The organism is Paenibacillus camelliae (assembly GCF_023715345.1).
Taxonomy (GTDB): Bacteria; Bacillota; Bacilli; order Paenibacillales; family Paenibacillaceae; genus Pristimantibacillus; species Pristimantibacillus camelliae.
In genome coordinates this window covers 636,628-655,796 of the sequence record NZ_JAMBNY010000001.1, presented here as the reverse complement: position 1 = coordinate 655,796, position 19,169 = coordinate 636,628, and the positions used below count along the sequence as shown (strand labels likewise).

Here is a 19,169-nt window from a genome sequence, read left to right as displayed (position 1 = left end):
CATGCTTACGGGTCAACAAACATGGAAATTTCAAAGGCAGCCTCACATTATTAGTACTGCAACCGTTGTTGGTCCCGATGAGGCAAAAGGGCCGCTGAAGGATACCTTCGATAAATGCTATGATTCACTTGATATTAATGAAAAAACATGGGAAAAGGCAGAGCGGCAGCTGCTATCAGAGGCTGCATCCTTAGCACTCTCCAAAAAAAATCTTACTAAGGATGACCTGCAGATCTATGTAGGTGGAGACTTACTTAATCAAATTATTAGCAACACCTTCGTTGCCAGAGAATTAAGCGTTCCATACTTAGGTGTATTCGGGGCATGCTCCACCTCAATGGAATCTCTAGCAATCGTTGCACAGCTCGTTAGTACAGGCGCAGTTAAAAAAGGCATGGCTGCTACGAGCAGTCATAACTGTACAGCTGAGAAGCAGTTCCGCTATCCTACAGAGTATGGTGCACAAAAGCCTCCTACTGCACAATATACGATTACAGGTGCAGGTGCGGCCGTTGTAGCTTTAGATGGAGATGGCCCCGCAATTGAAGCTGCGACAATTGGTAAAGTGATTGACCTTGGGATCACTGATCCCTTTAATATGGGCGCTGCCATGGCACCAGCAGCTGTTGATACGATCATCGCACATCTGAATGATATGAATCGTACACCGAAGGATTATGATCTAATCGTAACGGGAGATCTAGCATCGGTTGGACATCCAATTGCAACTGATCTACTCATGAAAGAGCAGGTGCCTATTCAAACAACTCAATTTAATGATTGCGGGTTAATGATTTATGACATTGCTAACCAACCCGTACAAGCAGGTGGTAGTGGATGTGCATGCTCAGCCGTCGTTACTTATGGCCATATTATCGATGAGCTTAATAAAGGGCATCTGCGTCGGGTGCTTATCGTTGCGACCGGAGCATTGCTTAGTCCAGTATCTTTCCAGCAAGGCGAAAGCATCCCTTGTATCGCTCATGCCGTTGCATTAAAGGGCAAGGGGGTGGAATAAATGCTAATCTATGTGTGGGCGTTTATTATAGGTGGGCTTATATGTGTCATTGGCCAGCTTATGTTTGATGTTGCAAAGCTAACACCCGGTCATACGATGTCTATTCTTGTTGTTGCAGGAGCAATTATTGATGGATTAGGCTGGTATGAGCCATTAGTCGATTTTGCTGGTGCAGGCGCAACTGTTCCTATTACAAGCTTCGGGAATGCCTTGGTGCACGGCGCATTGACTGAGCTGCAGGAAACCGGATGGATTGGTGTCATCTCAGGAATATTTAAGCTAACGAGTGCGGGGATTTCCTCTGCCATTATCTTCTCGTTTTTAGCAGCGCTAATTGTTAAGCCAAAGGGTTAATGATGCAGACGAGTTGAAAAATAATTAAAGGTCAGAGCACTTCATTGGTGATCTGACCTTTCTTATTATTTACTCCTATTAATGAAGGCTTTAATGCTTTGTACGATCAAATTCTCAGCTTGGTTAAGGCTATCCATGTTTAAGGCTGATTGTGTCAGCTCTGCTCGTTTATGCTCTAGCACTTCTGCTTCTTTAAGCAGCTTATTGCTTTGCTTCATTTGCTCACGATAGCGTGCTGATATTTCCGCTAGCTCATCCTTGAATTGATCATCTGTACTTGGATTAATCGAAATTTCGTACATATCAATGATTTCATCCGTATCAAAAGTAGGTTCATATTCATGCGGAGCGGTGCTGTCGAAAATAGCAAAACCAAGCTCACGACATATGACCATATCTAAGCTTTTTGGATCTAGTCCGCACTGATAAATTTCTAGATCATAGCCCAGCTCAGTGCCGCGTGCCACAAGCTTGCGCAGCAGCGTTGATTTTCCAGAGCCGGGTCTACCCTTAATTAAATACCTTTTAAGCCCCAACGTTAGCTCTGGAACAAAGTCAACAGCTCCTTTTGGCGTCGCGGCTCCAAGAAAGCGGTACTTCGTATCTGATGAGCGACCACGTGGTTCACGATCTGGGAGTAGCTTATGCATCAGCTGCTCAGCAAAAGCATTGGCCGCTTTAAAGCTGCTTTGATCAATATATATTTTTTCCCATTCATCATGTATGTTCAGTGCCTGGGCATAGCCTTTGTATGCTTCCTGATGCAATTCCGTAATGCGAACCGTTAAGTCATCAAGGGCAGCGCGCTGTGCATCAATGACTTCCATATTGTAAAAGTCATACACATTCAACGTAGTAACAGATTCCTGATGCTTTTCTGCCAATATTCGGTTGGGTGGTGTTGAGCTTAATATCGCTAAATTAATCGCAGGAAATATTATTCCTTGCAGATGATCGGGATCAGAGGGGTGATGTATCAGCTCGAGCTCCACACCTTCGTCCTTTAACGACTCGTAAAATCGCTGCATAATTACACTGTTGTCAGATAAATAAGGTCCATCGACAATGCATAAATATTGGATCGATTTTAATGCTTCAGGGATGAGACTCATATGTCCTTGTGCTGTATTGCCTGTTAAAAAGTAATGTAGCTGTGACAAGTGCTCACACACCTTTCTTTTCAAATTTCGAGGAATACTACATAGTATTAAATAAATTGAAATCTGTGCATCTACCTAGTCTGTACATATTGCTGGGTTTACATTTAGACAAAGTAACAAAGGAAATTGTAACTAATTACAATAAATCAGAATTGCTATGTTTTTGATATATATCGCTATTTAATTGCTCTATAATTGGAATATACAGCCATGAATAAGCGCCTTGAAAGATTAGATGTAGGAGGAAATCTTATGAACAATCGTTCAATTGCCATGCAGGCTTGTAATCAAATGTTGCAGCAATTAAGCACAGCTATTCTCGGAAAAGAAAGTGAAATTGAGCGATTAATGATAGCGGTCCTAGCTGGAGGCCATGTACTGCTAGAAGATGTTCCAGGCACAGGTAAGACGCAGCTTGTGAAATCACTCGCAACCGTTTTAGGCGGTCAATTCCGACGAATTCAATGTAATCCGGATTTACTTCCAACCGATATTACGGGGGTATCGATCTTTCATCCCGCCGAGCAGCGGTTCGTGTTCCGTAGCGGACCAGTGCATACGAATGTGCTGCTTGCCGATGAAATTAATCGAGCCACCACGAAAACCCAATCCGCACTGCTTGAAGCGATGGAGGAAGGCTATGTAACAGTAGATGGAGAAGGCTATAAGCTTCCAGAGCCATTTATTTTATTGGCCACGCAAAATCCAATCGAATTTGAAGGCACCTATTCCCTTCCAGAAGCGCAGCTAGACCGCTTTATGATGAAGCTGTCGCTTGGCTATCCATCCGCCAAAGATGAAATGGCAATGGTTCAAAACATAGATCGCATTCATCCATCAGATCATATTACCCCATGTATTGAGATTAATGAGCTTCTATTAATAAGAGAATACGTTGATGCTATTCACCTTGATCATTCTGTTGCATCCTATTTGATGTCGCTCATTCAGGCGACACGAGATCATATTCATTTACGGCTAGGAGCAAGCCCACGATCTTCCATTTCCCTTGCGAAGGCTGCTCGCGCTCGCGCTTTTTTGCATAAGCGTGAATATGTCATTCCAGATGACGTAAAGGAGCTCTTTCTGCATATTATTGGTCATCGTGTGCTGCCTAGTATGGAGGCAAGGATGCAAGGAGTAACTACGGAACAAGTGCTAATGCAGCTGCTGGAATCAACCCCCATTCCGCTATCTGTGCTTAGATAGGGGGCAGGCAAATGTCAAAAGTAAAATGGTTCATGCTGCTAACCTGTTATAGCTCAAGCTTGTTATTTTATTTATTTCAAGGGGGGCGCAGCTCTGTCCTATTGTTCGGTATACTGAACGCGTTATTACTATATCTCTTGCTCGTTAGTGTACTAGGTATGCGAAAGCTGTCAGGTTCAAGAACGATTGGCTCTATTGACCAGCAGTTTATGGCAGGACAAACGATTAACATTACTGTACGTTTAGAGCATCGTAGCTTTATACCGATGCCATATATGAAGATTGAAGATACGTTAATTAGACATAACGGTCATATTGTTCCGCATGAAGGGCTTGTAATTCCTAATTTATTTCGAGAGATGGAATGGGGCTATCAGATTAAAAACATGAAGCGGGGCATATATCATTTTAAGCAGCTTAGCTGCTCGACCTTTGATGTGTTCGGCTTGGTTGAATTCAAGCGTACGTTGAAGCAAGAGAATCAGCTTCAAGTGCTGCCCCGTATACTAAATAATGTAAATTGGGAGCAGCTTCTTAGCGGAAGAAAGGGGCAATTTCACCTTCATTCCAAGGATCGATATGCGAAAGAGAGTAATCAGCAGAGTGGCATTCGAGACTATGTACATGGTGACCGTCTAAGTCGCGTGCATTGGAACGCGACAGCTCGTACAGGTCAATGGAAATCCAAGGATTTTGAAAAAGAAGCGATGCCGAAAGGGATTGTTATTCTGGATCGTTATCTAGGAAAGCCCTCAGGAAAACCCTCAAGTTCATTAGAGGACGATGCTTTTGAGGCATTAGTTTCAATCAGCGCATCGTTGCTTCAATACGGCATGCAGCAGCAACAGCTATTTACTTTACTGTCGCCAGGCAAGGAGCTTTGGAGCAGTAGTCAATTTCACGGAACGTCGGGCTATTGGCAAGCGATGAAGCATTTGGTTACGGTTGAGCCAGATGGAGAGCGTCCGCTCAGCTTACTGCTGCAGCGAGCAGTTGTAGAGCTTCCGCTAGCAAGCACGGTGATGGTTGTTACCTCAGACGCTACAACGGATATGCTGGCAGCTGCTAATGTTCTTAAGCAAAAAGGATTTTTGCCGATTGTTTTCTTTAGTGGACAAAGCACCAACAAGAACGCAGGGCAGCATCGTATAGCTTCACAGTATGCTTATGCTGGCATCCCGTTCTATGACTTATCCGCTCATATGGATTGGTCGGCAGCAGCGGGAGGTGAGGGCTAATGAATCGCGTAGGTTCTCACTTCTTAAGATTGCTTCCGTTGTTAGCAGTTTTATTTATCGTTGATATATTATCTGTATTTCAAGGCTATTGGTGGAAGGATACTTATCGGTCGATCTATTGGACATTAAGTGTTATAACGGTGATTAATTTAATCTTTCCTAAACGACCGATGATGCTTCGAATTCCGATGGATCTGTGTATAGCGGTATTCCTGACGTTCCGAGTAACCTGGCACCGGCAACCAGAAGTTGTTGAGCGCTTTATTGAGCGCATTCCGACACTTTCTCCTTTTATAGAAATAACGATGGCTGTCGTTTTGATCTTATTGCTATTGGAACGATTCGTCGTAAATAAACGAAGACTAATCATTGTATTTGCAATTGGATTACTGATCATTACGATACGGGATTCGTTCTCACCGTTAAAGCTTTGGATGAATGTTATCCTGCTTGTTGTGATTTTTTTACTTTGGCACACGATTTTGCATTATCGCTCGTTAGATCATAGTACTTTTAGTAAGCTCATGAAAAGACCACATGCTATTTTTGTACCGTTTGTTACTGTACTCGCCGTCATTACGATGATCGCGATTAGTTTGCCACATGGTCCTCCACTACTCGAAGACCCCTATGCATTATGGAAGAAATCAAAAGGAGAATCAGTTCCAGCCTTTTTAGGAAACAAAGGTTATGGAGGGGGATCTACGCCTGATCTGAACACTAGCTCAGGATATAGCAGAGACAGCTCTCAGCTCGGTGGTGGATTTAACTATGACTACTCTCCCGCATTAACGGTGACGACATCTCATAAAGGCTACCTGAAGGGTGAAACGAAGGCATTCTATGATGGAAAGGGCTGGATTGATGACAAGCTTGGCACTGAGAGGTCGATTCGGCTTCAAGTCCCGATTGACCCTCCGTCAGAACCGCTAGCGGACTACTCCATCGTAGAACAAAAGGTGATCGTGCATCGGGAGGAGCAGCAGCTTGCGCTGTTTTCTAACGGCGATCCGCAAATGCTGACAGAGATGCAATATGACGCATCCAACCCGAATGAGGAACAACGGATAGAGCTACTACCAGACAACTATCCACTTGATGATTATACGTGGAACGACACGACATCCTCGCTTGTATCAGCTGAACAAGAACGATATCTTCCGATTACAAGCTACACCTTAGCATCCAAAGCATTAATTATCGATCAGCAAGGCTTGAAGGAAGCGAAGGCTGAGTTTGGAGAACTGTCCAGCTTGGAGGATGAGGAAGCGCGGCAGGCGTATCTATCCGTTCCCGATATCGTTCCTGCACGTGTCCATGAGCTAGCTGTAACAGTGACGGAGGCAGGAAAGAATGATTATGAACGGGCGTTGCTGCTCGAGCAGCATTTGCGTATGAATTATTCATATACAAATAAGCCGGATCTTTCGCTACTAACAGGAGAATCTGAAGACTTCGTTGACCAATTTTTATTCGAGCTGCAGCAGGGCTATTGTGATTACTTTTCAACAGCAATGGTTATGATGGCAAGGACATTAGGTATGCCAGCTCGTTGGGTAATCGGGTACACAGCAGGCTCTAATAATATTGAAGAGATGTACGAAAGTAATCCTTATATGATTGAACAGATGCTACAGGAAACGAGTGGAACGTTTACAATTCGCAACTCAGATGCTCATTCCTGGGTAGAGATTTATTTTGATGGCTATGGCTGGGTAAGCTTTGAGCCAACTCCTGGCTTCTCTATGCCGCTACAGTTCGGAGCGGAGGAAGAGGTAGACTTACTTAGCGATTTGTTATTACCTCCAGTATCGGGTGAGGATACTTTAGCGGCTGATGAAGGCTGGAGCTTAACTGATGCACAGAGAAATCTGATCTGGTGGAGCTGCGCGCTTCTATTAATTGCTGTTACGGCTTTTGCACTTATTCGTTACAGAAAGCAAGTTGTGCTTAAACTGCGGAACTTCCGCTATATCTCGTATACGGACAACCAGATCATTGTATTAGAAATTAATCGTCTACTGAACAAAGGTAAGCGAATTGGTCTGCCTGTTGGTACATCTATGACGATGCGAGAGATGATCGAGCACTGGAAAGCGCACTATCCACAACTGAAGCAGACGCTGGAGCAGCTGCTCGTATCGTTTGAAGCAGCTCAATACAGTAAAAATTCGATGACTAGTAAGGATGTAGAGCAAGTAAGAGAACATATTCAACGCGTGAAAAAGGTGTGGAGAAGTAAAAACTAGTAGCTAATTTAAATTTTTTCTTCTATTATATATAGAGAAGATTGTGTGCAACGAATTTACCCGTCCGCAAGCCTAGCATGCGGGCGGGATTTTGTTTTGAAACAAAGTGAATTTATGGTATATTCGTAAGATACAAAGTGCGAAGGAGTTCGTTGAATGGTTGAAGTTTTTCTACCAAAGCTAAGAGTAAAATCCATTTACGATATTCCGTTGGATGAGCTGTATGCTCAAGGAATTCGAGGATTGATTACAGACTTGGATAATACGTTAGTTGGAGCGAAGGCTCCGCTTGCTACTGATGAGCTAGTGAAGTGGCTAGCAACCGTAAAACAAAGAGGAATTGACGTTGTCATTGTGTCTAATAATAACGATAGCCGTGTAGGGGCTTTTGCTGCTCCGCTAGGCTTGCGTTATATTCATGCTGCACGCAAGCCTGCACAGCGTGCATTCCGTAGAGCTTTAGAGCTGCTACAGCTGGAAGCAAGTCAAACGCTAATGGTCGGCGATCAGCTAATGACCGATGTATTAGGTGGCAATCGTATGGGACTACATACGGTATTGGTTGCACCAATCTCACCGAATGATGAAGGATTTATGACTAAAGTGAATCGCAGAATGGAACGTATTGCGATTGCAAAGCTGCGTAAACGTGGCTTATGGCAAGAGGAGGAGTAATTAGTGAATCAAAAAACAGAGCATGCTAGCTGCGCTGGCTGTGGTGTTCGTATACAAACAGAGAATAAAGAGCTGCCAGGCTTTGTCCCTGAAGCAGCACTTGAGAAGGAACCGCTTATCTGTCAGCGCTGCTTTCGAATTAAGCATTACAATGAAGCTGCATCTGTAGCGGTTGATCAAGATGACTTTTTACGTTTGTTAGGTGGAATAGGCAATACGAAGTCATTAGTCGTTCATATTGTAGATATTTTCGACTTTGAAGGCAGTTTAATTTCTGGCTTGCAGCGATTTGTAGGTAATAATCCAGTCCTGTTAGTCGTTAATAAAATTGATCTATTGCCTAAATCAATTAATACGAACCGAATTCGCAATTGGGTTCAGCAGCAAGCAAAAAAAGAAGGCTTGCGAACGGTTGACGTCGTACTCTGCAGCGCAAAGCGCAACATTGGATTTGAACGAGTGATTGAAGAGATTGATCGATATCGTGATGGCAAGGATGTCTACGTGGTTGGAGCTACCAACGTTGGAAAATCAACGTTGATTAATCGTCTAATCAATGACTACAGTGATTTAGAACAGGAGCTTACAACGTCACGCTACCCGGGTACAACATTGGATGCGGTTCACATTCCGCTGGATGACGGTAAAGCGATTATTGATACGCCAGGCATTGTGTATAGCAGCCGTATGACAGAGATTGTACCGCGAAGCTTCCTAGGAACGTTGCTTCCTGAAAAGCCAATTAAACCGCTAGTTTATCAGCTGAATGAAGGACAGACCTTGTTTATGGGAAGCATTGCTCGATTCGACTTCGTGGAAGGAGAGCGACAATCCTTTACTCTATATGTGTCGAACGCGATGAATATCCACCGTACTAAAATTGAGCGAGCGGATGAGCTATATGCAGAGCATCAAGGGGGCTTGCTTGGCGGCCCATCTAAAGAACAGCTGGAGGAGCTGCCAGAATGGACACGCCATTCGATTCGCATCAAGCGCGGTAGCTTTAACGATGTATATATTTCTGGTCTAGGCTGGATACAAGTGAATAGTGATCGCGGCGCTTTGATTGATCTTTACGCACCGAAAGGCATTAAGGTTGTGGCGCGTGACTCGATGATTTAATGAATTATGGGAGAGACTTGAATGGAATTAAAAAGATGGCAGGAAGAAAACAATGGCGCTGATCTCTATTGTGTTATCGGTGATCCGATTTCTCAGTCGAAATCACCATTGATGCACAATCATGCTTTTCAAGAGCTTGGCTTGAACGCTGTTTACGGTGCCTTTCAGGTCAAGGATACTGAGCTTGCCGACTTTATGCAAAAGGTAAGAGAGTACGGTATAGCTGGTTTAAATGTAACCATTCCGCATAAGCTCAATGTGATGGGATTTTTGGACGAGATCGATCAGGATGCACAGGAGCTTGGAGCAGTAAATACGATTGTAAATCGTGACGGCAAGCTTATAGGCTACAATACCGATGGCATTGGCTATGTTCGCTCCTTGAAGGAGGAAGCGATAGAATCCCTTGACGGTAAGCGTATTGTGGTCATTGGTGCTGGAGGAGCTGCAAGAGGTATTATTCATGCTTTACTTAAGGAGAAGCCTGATCGCATCTTGATCGTGAATCGTTCGATTGATCGAGCCGAGCAGCTTGCAGCGTCATTGAAGCATAACGGAGCGATTGCTGTACATCCTTCTGAGGAGCTTCAGAAAGTATGCAATGACGCGGATGTTGTTATTAATACAACCTCTGTAGGCATGTATCCTAATGAAGAGGAGCAGCCAGCGCAAGGAGAATGGCTTAAAGCGGGCGCTGTTGCAAGTGATCTTATCTATAACCCTTTATATACTCGCTTTGTTCTAGACGCTGAGCAGCATGGCTGTCTGAAGCATGGCGGTTTAGGAATGTTTATATACCAGGGCGCTTATGCCTTTGAATATTGGACGGGCAGACAAGCTCCAGTGGACGTCATGCGCAAAGCAGTGCTACAGGCGTTGACTTAAACAAGTCATAATACGTTATATCAATTTACGGCTTCACATACAGAGACGAAAGAGGTTTATAATTATGTTAACAGGAAAACAAAAACGATTTTTGCGTGCAGAAGCACATCATTTAACTCCAATCTTTCAGATTGGGAAGGGCGGAACGAACGAGCAGCTCATTCGTCATATTGTAGAAGCGATCGAAAAGCGAGAGCTTATTAAGCTGTCTGTGCTTAACAATTGTGCAGAGGACCCAAAAGAAATTGGACAAGAGGTGGCAGAAGCGGCTGGCTGTGAACTTGTTCAGGTCATTGGGAAAACGATCGTCCTATACAAGGAATCTAAGGATTACAAAACAATTGAACTGCCATAGTAGGCTGTTCAACGCATACATCTAAGGAGCTGGCATGATGCGAAAGATTGGAATTATGGGAGGAACCTTCGATCCAATTCATATTGGACATTTAATTGCTGCATCACGGGCAATGGAAAGTGCGTCACTTGACGAGGTTTGGTTTATACCAGCTGCCTCTCCTCCCTTAAAGCCCAATTCCCCGCTTGCTACAGAACAGCAGCGGCTTGAGATGGTCAAGCTTGCAACACAGCACGAGCCAAGGTTCCGAGTGCTTGATATTGAGCTGAATCGCGGTGGGATAAGTTATTCCATTGATACGGTAATGGATTTATTAGAGCAGTATGCTGGGCATTATTTTTATTATATTGTAGGTTCGGACCGCATCCATGATTTGCCGCAGTGGCATCGCGCAGAGGAGCTGCTTCAGCTGATCGGGTTTGTTGGGCTGAATCGACCTTCTGAGCCGTTAGACCTTCTTCGTCTGCCTGAGCGATGGAGACAAAAGCTTACCCTTGCTTCGATGCCGCTGATTGACATTTCATCAACGGAATTGAGAAAGCGTGCGAAGGAAGGCCTGCCACTGCGCTATTATGTTACGGATGAAGTGGAGCAATATATAAGGAGGTTTCGCTTGTATGGATAAGAATCAGATTATGACCTCGGTGTCAGAGCAGATGCCGCTACGTCGGTGGATTCATACGCAAGGTGTAATGAGCACCTCCAGAAAGCTAGCAGAAAAGTATGGAGAAGATCCGGAAAAAGCTGAGCTCGCAGCGATTATTCATGATGTTGCCAAGTATTGGCCCATTGAGCAGCAGCGTCAGTATATTATAGACCATCAGCTGGACAATGAGCTGTTGCAGTATAATAAGGAATTGTGGCATGCCGAGATTGGTTATCATGTTGCGTGGGTACAATACGGGGTAGAGGACGCGGGAATTAGAGATGCGATCCGTTATCATACGTCGGGACGTGCAGGCATGAGCACCATTGAGAAGATCGTATGGCTTGCTGATTATATCGAGCCCAATCGTGATTTTCCTGGAGTGGAAGAAGCAAGAAGGCTTGCAGATCAAAGCCTAGAGGAAGCTATATTATTTGGACTTAATGCAACCATTATTTTATTGGTTGAGAAGCAGCGGATCATCTACCCGGGTACGCTTGCTGCACGAAACGACCTTATACACATAATGAATCTTTAGGAGGAATCTTATGAACGTAACGATTGAAAAAGTAATGGATGCTGTAGTAGAAGCAGCTGAGGATAAAAAAGCACATGATATTATTGCGCTAGATCTACGCGGTGTATCGTTAGTCGCAGATTATTTTGTAATTTGCAGCGGAAACTCTGATACTCAAGTGCTTGCCATCACGACTGAAATTCGCAAGCTGGCGGATCGTCTAGGTGTTCCAATCCGCGGAATCGAAGGGGAGAAAACAGCGCGCTGGGTGCTAATTGACCTTGGAGATGTCGTTGTGCATATTTTCCATCGCGAAGAGCGAGAGTATTATAATATCGAGAAAATTTGGTCAGATGCGAAGGTTGTGGATTTAGGATGAGCTTTGTAGCGGGAACGCTGGATACGCTGAAGGTAGCGAGAGAAGTATCTCCGTATGGTTATTTTCTAACAGATGGCGTGGATGAGGTTTTGTTGCCTTATACAGAGCTAGTTGGCTCGAAGCCTCATGTCAACGATATGGTTGACGTATTTTTGTTCTACGATTCTGAGGACCGTATATGTGCAACGATGAATAAACCGCTCATTACACTAGGCGAGATGGCTCGCTTAGCTGTTGCTGACGTGCACCCAAGACTGGGCTGCTTCTTGGAGATGGGTCTCGGTAGACAGCTTTTACTGCCACTGAGCGAACTTCCAGAGAAGGTTGAGTATCGTCCAGTACCAGGGGATGAAGTATTTGTATTTCTGACGCATGATAAAAGCGGCAGACAAATTGCTAAGCTTGCGCAAGAGCAAGAGCTTGCACCGTTAACATTCCCTGCTCCAGCTGCTTGGAAAAATCAATGGGTTGATGGCTGGGTAACGAAAAGTCTGCAGATGGGCTCATTTGTTGTTATTGATGGAGGCGTAGTTGGCTTTGGTGCTTATGGCTTAATTCCAAGCTCAGAGCGACTGGAGACGCTTCGCCTTGGACAGCGAGTGCACGCTAGAGTGACGTTCGTGCGTGAGGATGGACGAGTTAATTTGTCTATGACACAGCAAAAGGAATATGGACGAATTGAAGATGCAGATCGAATTTTAGCTTTTATAAAAGAGCGTCCTAGCGGTGGCATGCCATACTCTGATGAGACGGAAGCGGAGATTATCCGTAATCGCTTTGGTATTAGCAAGAGTGCCTTTAAGCGTGCGCTTGGTAAGCTAATGCGAGATGGTCTTGTTTCGCAGCACGGGAGTTGGACCTATCTTGCCGAGCATGCACCTAACAAGCTCAATAAGCCGGATGAGCGAGAGGATGATCAATAATGTCATCCTATGAGCAATTTGCATCGGTCTATGACCGGCTTATGGCCGATATGCCCTATGATCGATGGTTAAGCTTCGCTAAAGCTGTATGGGAGCGTTACGGAGTTCCACAGCATGTCGTTGATCTAGGCTGCGGAACTGGGGCGATAGCAATACCTTTAGCTAGTGAAGGCTTCGACGTGACGGGCATTGATCTGTCCGCTCATATGCTGGAGGTTGCATTAAGTAAGTGGAACGAGCAATGTGAATCCGCACGTGGAAGCCTTAAGCTTGAGCAGCAGAATATAAGCAGCTGGAGTGTGGATAATTCAGCTGATTCTATCATTTCCTTCTGTGATTGCTTAAATTACATCGTTGACGAGGATGAACTGCTAGCGGCACTGCAGGCTACCTATGAAGGTCTGAAGCCTGGGGGAACGTTTATATTCGATGTGCATCCGGTGTCGCGTTTTGAGCAATATGCAGCGGAGCAGCCCTTTGTTTACGATGAGGATGGGATTGCTTATCAGTGGATATCTGATTATGACGAGGATGAGCATATCATCGAGCACCATTTAACTATTTTTGTGTTGGGACAAGACGGCAGATATAGCCGGATTGATGAACAGCACATTCAGCGCGCATATCCGCATATGTGGCTAGTTGGAGCACTTCGTGAGATCGGGTTTCATGAGGTACATATCTATCAAAATTTTGCACTTGAGCAGGCTGAAGCTGATGCAGAGCGGCTTTTTTTCGTTGCACTGAAATAATAAAGGTTCGTAAATATAATATGAGGCTTGGCACATGGATAAGGCGATGACAAAGCTGAAGCTTATGTCATCGCCTATTATATTCCAGTAGTTGGGACGAATTTCGTCAATGGTCGAGCATTATATTCAGACTCTCAGCTATTCTCGCAATGCATCAGTAAGCTTACTATGCATACTAGATGTAGTATGTGCTTTGCTGGATTGGCTGGCACGCAGTTTGTGAAGCGAAAGCTTTAATTTGTTGTTTTCACTTGCAAGCTGCTCGATATAAGCAAGCAAGGCTTCATCCTTCATACCGCTAGTGTGGAATAAATGTTCAAGCCTTGATATAGCCTCTTGGGCGGTTCTGATCGGTTGCATGAGGTCCCTCCTTCGGACGAATAAAGCATGAATTTATCATAACGAATTTTGCAAGACTAGTCGAGTTTCTTGTAAAGCCTTGCTGTAATTGGGCTCGCCGCTTTGAAAATATTTTCATAGCAGAAAACTATGAATTTGAATTGACTCCTTCTATATATTGATGTATTATTCTATTCAGCGACTATATCTAGTTGCAGTTGTAGTCAAAACAGCAATCATCTAGTATGCGGACAAGCAAGCGCATCTACCAATCATATAGTAAGGTAGAGCGCTTTTTGATTGCGATAAATGAGAGAGGGAGATCGAGATATGTTGGTTGTGTATGATTCCAAAACGGGAAACGTTAAGCGTTTTGTGAAAAAACTTAATATGCATGCGGTGTCCATTGATGAAATGCCGAAGGTGGAAGAACCCTACGTATTAATTACATATACAACTGGCTTCGGACAAGTCCCACCAAAGGTAACTGAATTCCTACAGCATAACCACAAGATGTTGAGAGGGGTATCAGCTAGCGGGAATCGAAACTGGGGAACAGGATTCGCCAAAAGTGCTGACACGATCGCTTCAGCCTACAATGTGCCTGTTATTTCAAAGTTTGAGCTATCAGGAACGACGCAAGACACGTTACAATTTATCGAGAGGGTGCAATCCATTGAATCATATTGAGTTGAATAATGAACTAATGCAGCGTGGAGCTGACGGATTCTATCAGCTTGAAAAAGATAAAGAAGCAGTAGCCGCATTTATGACGGAAGTTGAAGAAAAAACGATGAAGTTTGACTCCTTCGAGGAGAAAATGAAGTATCTTATCGACAACGATTTCTATGTTAACGTATATGAACAATATACATATGATCAAGTAAAGGCTATCTTTGATCTAACAGCAAAAGAAAACTTCCAATTTCAATCGTATATGGCTGCTTCAAAGTTTTATAAAGACTATGCCATGAAAACAAATGATAAAAAGCAATATCTAGAGCAATATCATGAGCGTGTAGCAATTGTTGCATTGCATCTAGGTGAAGGTGATTATGAACGAGCTACAAGAATTGCACAAGCAATGATTGAGCAACGTCTTCAGCCAGCGACACCTACATTCCTTAATGCAGGGAAAAGCCGTCGCGGTGAAATGGTCTCCTGCTTCCTGCTTGAGATGGACGATTCGTTGAACTCAATTAACTACGTGATTGGAACTTGTATGCAGCTTTCTAAAATTGGCGGCGGTGTTGCCGTTAACCTGTCTAAGCTACGTGGACGCGGAGAGCCGATTAAAGGTGTAGAGGGCGCTGCAAAAGGAATTATGCCAGTGCTTAAGCTGATGGAGGATGCATTCTCTTATGCTGATCAAATGGGACAGCGAAAAGGCTCTGGAGCTGGCTATTACAACATCTTCGGCTGGGACGTTATAGAGTTCCTTGATTGTAAAAAAATTAATGCTGATGAAAAATCTCGTATTAAGACGCTTTCGATCGGTCTTATTATTCCAAATAAATTTTACGAGCTAGCTGCTCAAAATAAACCATTGCATGTATTTGGACCATACTCGGTGTATAAGGAATATGGTACACATCTTGACGATATGGATATCGATGCAATGTATGACGAGTTGCTCGCTAATGACAATGTGAAGAAAAAAGTTGTGATGAGTGCGCGTGACATGCTGACTAAGATTGCTTCCATTCAGCTTGAGTCAGGCTACCCATACATTATGAATAAAACGAATGCGAATAGTATGCATGCATTGAAGGACATTGGCTCAGTTAAAATGTCCAACCTATGCACGGAAATCTTCCAGCTGCAGGAAACATCTGAAATTAACGATTATGGATATGAAGATATGATTCGCCGCGATATTAGCTGTAATCTAGCTTCACTAAACATCGTTAATGTCATGGAGCGCAAAGCGGTAAAAGATTCCGTACTTGTCGGAATTGAAGCATTGACAACAGTCAGTGACTTGTCTCAAATTGACAATGCTCCTGGTGTTCGTAAAGCGAACGAAGAGCTGCATTCCGTCGGTCTTGGTGCAATGAACTTGAATGGCTATTTGGCAAAAAACAAAATTTCATATGAAAGCCCTGAAGCACGTGAATTTGCTGGTGTGTTCTTCATGATGATGAACTACTATTCACTACAGAAAAGTATGGAAATTGCGAAGGAACGCGGAGTAACGTTTAAAGATTTTGAACGTTCTGAGTATGCGAAAGGCACTTACTTCGATCGTTACCTTGAGAAGGATTTTCGTCCACAGCTAGCTCGTGTACAGGAGCTATTCGAGGGAATGGAAATTCCAGGACCTTCAGAGTGGGCTCAGCTTAAAGAGCAGGTGCAAAAGCATGGTCTATATCATGCCTATCGCTTGGCGATTGCTCCAACTCAAAGCATTAGCTACATTCAAAACGCTACCTCTAGTGTAATGCCGATCGTAGAGCATATTGAGACGCGTACGTATGCGAACTCTACAACATATTATCCAATGCCTTATCTTTCTCAGGATAATTTCTTCTTCTACAAATCTGCTTACAATATCGATCAATTTAAGCTTATCGATCTAATCGCAGAATTAGGTCAGCATATTGATCAAGGGGTTTCTACGGTTCTTCATGTGAACAGTAATGTTACAACTCGTGAGCTTGCGCGATTCTATATTTATGCTGCGCAAAAGGGCTTGAAATCTCTATATTATACAAGAACGAAACGACTATCTGTCGAGGAATGCACAAGCTGCGCTGTATAAGCGCAGCTATATTTCATCTTGCAAAGAGGAGTATGCTAATTATGAAAGCAGTTAACTGGAACCGTCCTGATGACGATTTTACACAAACGTTTTGGCAGCAAAATGTAATGCAATTTTGGACGGATGAAGAGATTCCGTTATCTGATGATAAGATGGACTGGGAGCTTATGACGCCCGAAGAGCGCAAATTATATAAGCATGTCTTAGGTGGACTTACGCTGCTAGATACGATTCAAGGCGGTATAGGCATGCCGAAAATTTTAGAGCATGTCGATGGGTTGCAGCGTAAAGCCGTGCTTGGCTTTATGGCGATGATGGAACAAATCCATGCAAAATCATATAGTAGTATCTTCACCACACTTGCTTCTACAGAGGAAATTGATGAGATCTTCCGTTGGATTGAAACAAACCCTCAGCTTCAGAAGAAAGCAAGCGTTATTGCAGAATGGTACAACAGCATCGATACACCTCGTAATCTGTATCGTGCGATGGCAGCCTCTGTTATGCTAGAAAGCTACTTGTTCTATAGCGGATTCTTCTATCCGCTGTATTTGGCTGGTCAAGGAAGAATGACGAGCAGCGGTGAAATTATCGATCTCATTCTACGTGATGAAAGTATTCATGGCCTGTACGTAGGTGTGCTTGCACAGGAGCTAATGGCAACCTTCCCTCAGGAAGAACAAGAGAAGCTTGCACAAGAAGTACTTGATTTATTGCTTGAGCTATATGAAAATGAGGTTATCTACACTGATGACCTTTACTCTTCTGTCGGTCTTGAGGAAGAAGTCAAAGCATACGTAAGATATAATGCGAACAAAGCTTTAATGAATCTAGGATTAGAGCCTCATTTCCCAGAAGAGCCGATTAATCCAATCGTATTTAACGGAATTAGTACACATACGAAGCAGCATGACTTCTTCTCGAAAAAAGGAAATGGCTATATTCGCACGCTAAATGTTGAACCATTGACAGATGAAGATTTTGTGTTTAATTTTTAATTAAAGACTTTTATCAACTCGCTCTCGTACATAGCTACGAGAGCGTTTTTTGACAAAGGGGAGGATCCGCTATGAAGACGATACAAGTGCAAGAGCTTGTGCAGCAGTTTCAGCTTGAAGTGCTGGCAGGCTCTAATCAGCTCGATCGCAGCATTATGAAGGCACGCGTTTATCGACCAGGATTAGAGTTTGTAGGCTACTTTGATTTTTTTCCACAGCAGCATATACAAATTTTGGGACGTAAAGAAATTACATATTTACACGGTTTAACTGAAGAGGAACGAAATCATCATATCGGCAACATTGTAAAGTACCATCCTCCTTGCTTTATTGTTACTGCAGGGCAGGACGGATTAAAATATCTTAAAAAATACTGTGATGAAGAATGCATTCCACTGCTGAGAACAACCGAGAATACGGCAGCGTTTATCGGCAAGCTTGATCATTACCTGCTTAAAGTATTAGCACCAGAGCAAGCGATACATGGTGTCTGCATGAATGTTTCTGGAATTGGAATTCTAATACGTGGGAAATCAGGTGTTGGTAAGAGTGAAACGGCGCATACGCTTATTAGACGTGGGCACCGGCTCGTCGCAGACGATATCATTGTGTTGAAGAAGCTAAGCCAGCACACGCTGCTTGGGACGCATAATGAGAAGACGAAGGAATTTCTTGCATTACGCAGTGTTGGGTTAGTCAATGTTGTCCGGCTGTACGGACGCAGAGCATTCCAAGAAGAAACGAGAATTTCACTTGATATTGAATTGACGCGTTGGCGCGATAATGATCTCAATAACGACCTTGATTTAGAGCCTCAGTTTGTTGAATATATGGGCGTGAACATCCCTCACGTCGAAATCCAGCTTCAGCCTGGACGTGATGTTGCAGGACTTATCGAAGCTGCTTGCAATAACTGGTATCTCAAGCAGCAAGGTTACAGTGCGATGGAGGATTTCATGAAACGACTTGATATGAATTAGTGCTTTTCATGAATGAATTCGAGAAGAGATGGTAAAACTTAATGGGTAACTCACAACCTATCCTTTTAATGGGAGTTTATGCTACAATAATGTTCGAGACTAACAAGAATGTACGAACAGGTGGAATAGGAGGAGGAGTATAGTATGGAAGCTTGCTCGATTGTGAATAAATCAACCCTGCACCTCGTTGGTATTCCGTATTGTGGTCCTTATTCATCTTTTCCTGATGAAGCGATTCGACTGCAATCAGATTTTTTGGCAAGAAGGCATGAGCTGACTCATGCTATACAACCTAATATTTTGTATTGCCCTTACTTTGGTAATGAGTCTTTTGCTACATATTGGACATGTGTAGAATGGGAGCGATCCGATGAGACTTTGCCAGAGGGAATGGTAGCCATTACGATACCACCACATCGATATGCTGTCGTAAGCAGTACTTCGCAACGTATTGGAGAGGGCTATGAGCTATTGAATACTTGGATTCATGAGCAAGGATATCAAAAGCTTGAGCATGCTGTATCGATGGAAATCTTTTATATAGAAGGTCCGCATTTGGAGGAAGAGGTTGTAGATTTATATATCCCTATTGCTGATTAATGATTAAGT

General features: G+C 43.6%; 21 protein-coding genes. 19 read left to right on the top strand and 2 right to left on the bottom strand.

The window, feature by feature from the left end:
• The first annotated feature begins 1 nt into the window (after position 1).
• Positions 2 to 1,018, top strand: coding sequence for a stage V sporulation protein AD (spoVAD, locus tag M3180_RS03115; RefSeq protein ID WP_251665752.1), 1,017 nt, complete (start codon positions 2 to 4; stop codon positions 1,016 to 1,018).
• Positions 1,019 to 1,372, top strand: a complete 354-nt coding sequence (spoVAE, locus tag M3180_RS03110) for a stage V sporulation protein AE (protein WP_251665751.1) — start codon at positions 1,019 to 1,021, stop codon at positions 1,370 to 1,372.
• Positions 1,373 to 1,437: 65 nt separating this feature from the next.
• On the opposite strand, the gene M3180_RS03105 is transcribed toward spoVAE, so the two are convergent.
• Positions 1,438 to 2,532 (bottom strand): hypothetical protein, encoded by a 1,095-nt coding sequence (locus M3180_RS03105; protein ID WP_251665750.1) that lies wholly within the window; start codon positions 2,530 to 2,532, stop codon positions 1,438 to 1,440.
• Positions 2,533 to 2,784: 252 nt separating this feature from the next.
• On the opposite strand from M3180_RS03105, the gene M3180_RS03100 reads away from it, so the two are divergent.
• The 12 genes from M3180_RS03100 (at position 2,785) to M3180_RS03045 (ending at position 13,482) form a co-directional block, all read left to right on the top strand.
• Positions 2,785 to 3,741, top strand: coding sequence for an AAA family ATPase (locus M3180_RS03100; protein ID WP_432806892.1), 957 nt, complete (start codon positions 2,785 to 2,787; stop codon positions 3,739 to 3,741).
• Positions 3,742 to 3,752: 11 nt separating this feature from the next.
• A complete protein-coding gene (locus M3180_RS03095; protein ID WP_251665749.1) occupies positions 3,753 to 4,979 on the top strand; it encodes a DUF58 domain-containing protein in 1,227 nt (408 codons plus the stop codon).
• Entirely contained in the window at positions 4,979 to 7,228 is a 2,250-nt protein-coding gene (locus tag M3180_RS03090) for a transglutaminaseTgpA domain-containing protein (protein WP_251665748.1), read from the top strand. The genes M3180_RS03095 and M3180_RS03090 overlap by 1 nt, the downstream gene beginning before the upstream one ends.
• A 156-nt stretch (positions 7,229 to 7,384) precedes the next feature.
• Positions 7,385 to 7,903 carry a YqeG family HAD IIIA-type phosphatase gene (locus M3180_RS03085; RefSeq protein ID WP_251665747.1) on the top strand — a complete coding sequence of 173 codons (519 nt, stop codon included), beginning with the start codon at positions 7,385 to 7,387 and terminating at the stop codon, positions 7,901 to 7,903.
• A 3-nt stretch (positions 7,904 to 7,906) separates the two neighbouring features.
• The gene (gene yqeH, locus M3180_RS03080) at positions 7,907 to 9,025 is read left to right on the top strand and encodes a ribosome biogenesis GTPase YqeH (protein WP_251665746.1); all 1,119 of its coding nucleotides are present in this window, start codon (positions 7,907 to 7,909) and stop codon (positions 9,023 to 9,025) included.
• 21 nt (positions 9,026 to 9,046) lie between these two features.
• The gene (gene aroE / locus M3180_RS03075) at positions 9,047 to 9,910 is read left to right on the top strand and encodes a shikimate dehydrogenase (RefSeq protein WP_251665745.1); all 864 of its coding nucleotides are present in this window, start codon (positions 9,047 to 9,049) and stop codon (positions 9,908 to 9,910) included.
• 64 nt (positions 9,911 to 9,974) lie between these two features.
• On the top strand, positions 9,975 to 10,265 hold the full coding sequence (gene yhbY, locus M3180_RS03070) for a ribosome assembly RNA-binding protein YhbY (protein WP_251665744.1): 291 nt from the start codon (positions 9,975 to 9,977) through the stop codon (positions 10,263 to 10,265).
• 34 nt (positions 10,266 to 10,299) lie between these two features.
• On the top strand, positions 10,300 to 10,890 hold the full coding sequence (nadD, locus tag M3180_RS03065) for a nicotinate-nucleotide adenylyltransferase (RefSeq protein ID WP_340837178.1): 591 nt from the start codon (positions 10,300 to 10,302) through the stop codon (positions 10,888 to 10,890).
• Entirely contained in the window at positions 10,883 to 11,449 is a 567-nt protein-coding gene (yqeK, locus tag M3180_RS03060; RefSeq protein WP_251665743.1) for a bis(5'-nucleosyl)-tetraphosphatase (symmetrical) YqeK, read from the top strand. The genes nadD and yqeK overlap by 8 nt, the downstream gene beginning before the upstream one ends.
• Positions 11,450 to 11,459: 10 nt before the next feature.
• Entirely contained in the window at positions 11,460 to 11,807 is a 348-nt protein-coding gene (rsfS, locus tag M3180_RS03055) for a ribosome silencing factor (protein ID WP_251665742.1), read from the top strand.
• Positions 11,804 to 12,730, top strand: coding sequence for a CvfB family protein (locus tag M3180_RS03050; RefSeq protein WP_251665741.1), 927 nt, complete (start codon positions 11,804 to 11,806; stop codon positions 12,728 to 12,730). Before rsfS ends, M3180_RS03050 begins: the two co-directional genes overlap by 4 nt.
• On the top strand, positions 12,730 to 13,482 hold the full coding sequence (locus M3180_RS03045; RefSeq protein WP_251665740.1) for a class I SAM-dependent DNA methyltransferase: 753 nt from the start codon (positions 12,730 to 12,732) through the stop codon (positions 13,480 to 13,482). Before M3180_RS03050 ends, M3180_RS03045 begins: the two co-directional genes overlap by 1 nt.
• Before the next feature lie 138 nt (positions 13,483 to 13,620).
• On the opposite strand, the gene M3180_RS03040 is transcribed toward M3180_RS03045, so the two are convergent.
• Positions 13,621 to 13,842, bottom strand: coding sequence for a hypothetical protein (locus M3180_RS03040; RefSeq protein WP_251665739.1), 222 nt, complete (start codon positions 13,840 to 13,842; stop codon positions 13,621 to 13,623).
• A 309-nt stretch (positions 13,843 to 14,151) separates the two neighbouring features.
• Between M3180_RS03040 and nrdI the strand changes: the two genes are divergently transcribed.
• From nrdI to M3180_RS03015, 5 genes are all read left to right on the top strand, one after another.
• On the top strand, positions 14,152 to 14,511 hold the full coding sequence (nrdI, locus tag M3180_RS03035; RefSeq protein WP_251665738.1) for a class Ib ribonucleoside-diphosphate reductase assembly flavoprotein NrdI: 360 nt from the start codon (positions 14,152 to 14,154) through the stop codon (positions 14,509 to 14,511).
• Entirely contained in the window at positions 14,498 to 16,582 is a 2,085-nt protein-coding gene (gene nrdE, locus M3180_RS03030) for a class 1b ribonucleoside-diphosphate reductase subunit alpha (RefSeq protein WP_251665737.1), read from the top strand. Before nrdI ends, nrdE begins: the two co-directional genes overlap by 14 nt.
• 41 nt (positions 16,583 to 16,623) lie before the next feature.
• Positions 16,624 to 17,580 carry a class 1b ribonucleoside-diphosphate reductase subunit beta gene (gene nrdF / locus M3180_RS03025; RefSeq protein ID WP_251665736.1) on the top strand — a complete coding sequence of 319 codons (957 nt, stop codon included), beginning with the start codon at positions 16,624 to 16,626 and terminating at the stop codon, positions 17,578 to 17,580.
• 71 nt (positions 17,581 to 17,651) lie between these two features.
• Complete coding sequence (hprK, locus tag M3180_RS03020) at positions 17,652 to 18,560, top strand: HPr(Ser) kinase/phosphatase (RefSeq protein ID WP_251665735.1); 909 nt, start codon at positions 17,652 to 17,654, stop codon at positions 18,558 to 18,560.
• 144 nt (positions 18,561 to 18,704) lie between these two features.
• The gene (locus tag M3180_RS03015) at positions 18,705 to 19,160 is read left to right on the top strand and encodes an effector binding domain-containing protein (protein WP_251665734.1); all 456 of its coding nucleotides are present in this window, start codon (positions 18,705 to 18,707) and stop codon (positions 19,158 to 19,160) included.
• Positions 19,161 to 19,169: the final 9 nt, after the last annotated feature.